This window comes from Nocardia sp. NPDC002869 (genome assembly GCF_046764065.1).
Classification (GTDB): Bacteria; Actinomycetota; Actinomycetes; order Mycobacteriales; family Mycobacteriaceae; genus Nocardia; species Nocardia rhamnosiphila.
This window is the reverse complement of the sequence record NZ_JBKOOL010000299.1, coordinates 1-2,874: the sequence shown is the minus strand read 5'-3', so window position 1 is coordinate 2,874 and position 2,874 is coordinate 1. Positions and strand designations below refer to the sequence as shown.

The 2,874-nt window shown below is 67.2% G+C and carries 1 protein-coding gene and 1 pseudogene; both read left to right on the top strand.

Translation table 11 applies throughout. From position 1 onward, the window contains the following. Positions 1–274 (top strand): annotated as a pseudogene (locus ACLML9_RS28350) (energy-dependent translational throttle protein EttA); the annotation flags it as partial. Positions 275–369: 95 nt separating this feature from the next. Continuing rightward, on the top strand, positions 370–2,874 hold a 2,505-nt coding region (locus ACLML9_RS28345; RefSeq protein WP_411948365.1), incomplete at its 3' end, for an NAD-glutamate dehydrogenase domain-containing protein.

Sequence of the window (2,874 nt, the reverse complement as noted above, 5' to 3'; positions counted from 1 at the left end):
GCCCACCAACGACCTCGACGTCGAAACCCTGGGGTCGCTGGAGAACGCATTGGAGCAGTTCCCGGGCTGTGCCGTGGTCATTTCCCACGACAGGTGGTTCCTGGACCGCACCTGTACGCATATCCTCGCCTGGGAAGGTGATGCCGACAACGAGGCCAAGTGGTTCTGGTTCGAGGGCAACTTCGAAGCCTACGAGGCCAACAAGATCGAGCGCCTCGGCCAGGAAGCCGCACGGCCGCATCGAGTGACACATCGCAAGCTGACCCGCGGGTAACGCCGCGAGACTTTTCCCGCTGCCCGGCTTCGGGTCTACCCTCGGGGTCGGTGTCGGTGTGTCCGAGAAAAATACCGGATTCAAGGGAGTGGGAAATGACGGTCTCGTCCGAATTGTCCAGCGAGGCATGGGCTGCCGAGCTGCCGGACACGCTACGCGCCGACCTCGGCACCTTGGAGGACGGCTATTTCCGGCATGTCGAGACCGACGACGCCGACTGTGAGATCACCGCACCGACCCTGACCTTCCGTGCCCATCTGACACTGGCCCTGACCCGGCAACCGGGTCAGGGCCTCGTCCGGGTCCACCACCCCGACGACGGGTCCGGGCTGGGCGCCGCGGTACAGATCGTCACGGACGATATGCCCATGCTGGTCGATTCGGTGACGGCACTCTTCGGCCGGATGGGCGGCACCATCAGTGAGGTCATCCACCCCATCTTCACGGTGGAACGGGATTCCGGCGGCGCCCTCACCGCGGCTCGCCTGCATGAGGCCGACCTGCGGCGCAACGGCACCGGGGACGGTCGCGAATCCTGGATCCACCTGCAACTCCACCCGGCGACGAGCGCCCGGCTGCTCGACGAGATCGCCGCCGCCGTACCGGACGTCATCAAAGATGTACGGCAGGTGAGCAGCGATACCGAGGCGATCCACGCCATCGTCGACGAATTGGCGACCCGGCTGGAACAGGCCGGCGATTCCGCGGCCGCGGCCGAAGCCGATATCGAACCCGCCGACTGCGCCCGCCTGCTGCGGTGGCTGGCCGACGACAACTTCACCATGCTCGGATACGCGCGCTACCGGCTCGAGCCGGGTGCGGAACTGCCGGTCCCGGTGGCCGATTCCGAACTGGGCGTGCTCCACCCGGGCACCGCGACCGGTTTCCAGGTCCCGATCACCGCGGGTGCCCGGCCGCTGCTGCGGATGACCCAGGGACTGATCCCGGTGACCATGCAGCGCGCGGTGTACCCGTACTACATCGGCGTCGCCGATCTGGACAGCGCGGGCGAGGTCCGGGGGGAACACCTGTTCGTCGGTGTCTTCACGGTCACCGCGCTGCACGAAAACGTCCTGGACATACCGGTGGTGGGGCAACGGGTCCGCGCCGCCATCACCGACAGCGGATTCGACCTCGACTCCTTCTCCGGCCAGGCCATGCTCGAAGTGATGCAGGGCTTCCCGCGCACCGAACTGTTCTCCTCCGACGCCGCGACCCTGCGCCGGACGGCCACCGCGGTACTCAATGTCGGTTTGCGGCGGCAGGTGCGGCTGTTCCTGCGGGTCGATCCCTACGGCCGGTTCGTCGCCGCCATGGTGTACCTGCCCCGTGACCGCTACACCACCGCTGTCCGCCTGGAAATGCAGGACGTCCTGGTTCGCGAGCTCGGCGGCGCATCGATCGACTACTCCGCCCGGGTGAGCGAAAGCGAACTCGCCAGCGTCTACTTCACCATCCGGATGCCGGGCGCCGACACCACGGAACCGGTGGGTGCTGCCGAGGAGATCTCCGAGGACGAACGGCGGCGGATCCAGAACCTGCTCGCCGAGGCCAGCCGCACCTGGGACGACCATCTCAACGACGCCGTGAACGCGTCGACGGTGCTCGATCCGCGGATCGTGCGCCGCTACTGCGAAGCGTTCCCCGAAGGCTACAAACAGGATTTCAGCGCACGGCGCGCGCTGGCCGATATCGATCGCCTGGAGCGGTTGCGCACGGGAAGTATCGATCAGCACCTGTACCGGGTGGCCGGCGCGCCCGCGGGCTCCTGGCGCTTCACCCTCTACATCGGCGGCTCCGGAATCTCGCTCAGCCAGGTACTTCCGGTGCTGCAGAGCCTTGGGGTCGAGGTGCTCGACGAACGCCCGTACCGCATCAGGCGGGAACGCGAGGGCCACGACGCCGAGGAACGCTGGATCTACGATTTCGGTCTCCTGGCGAGCCACGAACTGCTGCACGGTGCGCTCGACCAGGACCTCGACGCCGAACTGCTGGAGGTGGCACCCGATACGCTCGCGGCGCCCAAGGGTAGGGCCGCCGCCGACCGGGTGCGGGACCGGTTCACCGCCGCCTTCGACGCGCTCTGGTACGGCCGGGCCGAAGCCGACGGCCTGAACGAGCTGGTGCTGCGGGCCGGACTGTCCTGGCGGGCGGTCGCCGTGCTGCGAACCTACGCGAAGTACCTACAGCAGGCCGGGTTCCCGTACAGCCAGGTCAATATCGCCCGGGTTCTGCACACCTACCCCGATGCGGCGAAACTGTTCGCGCAGTTGTTCACCGCCCGGTTCGATCCGGACAGTCACTCCACCGAACAGGCCGCCGAGCTCGAAGAGCGCCTGCACGAACGGATCGATCAGGTCGTGAGCCTGGACGCGGACCGCATCCTGCGGGCCATCCTCGGCCTGATCCGCGCCACCCTGCGCACCAACTACTACGTCACCGATCCCGATGGCGCTCCCCGGGATTTCATCTCGGTGAAGGTGGAACCGCAGGAGATCGCCGAACTGCCGCAGCCGCGGCCGAAGTACGAGATCTTCGTGTATTCGCCGCGGGTGGAGGGTGTGCATCTGCGGTTCGGTGCGGTGGCTCGTGGTGGTTTG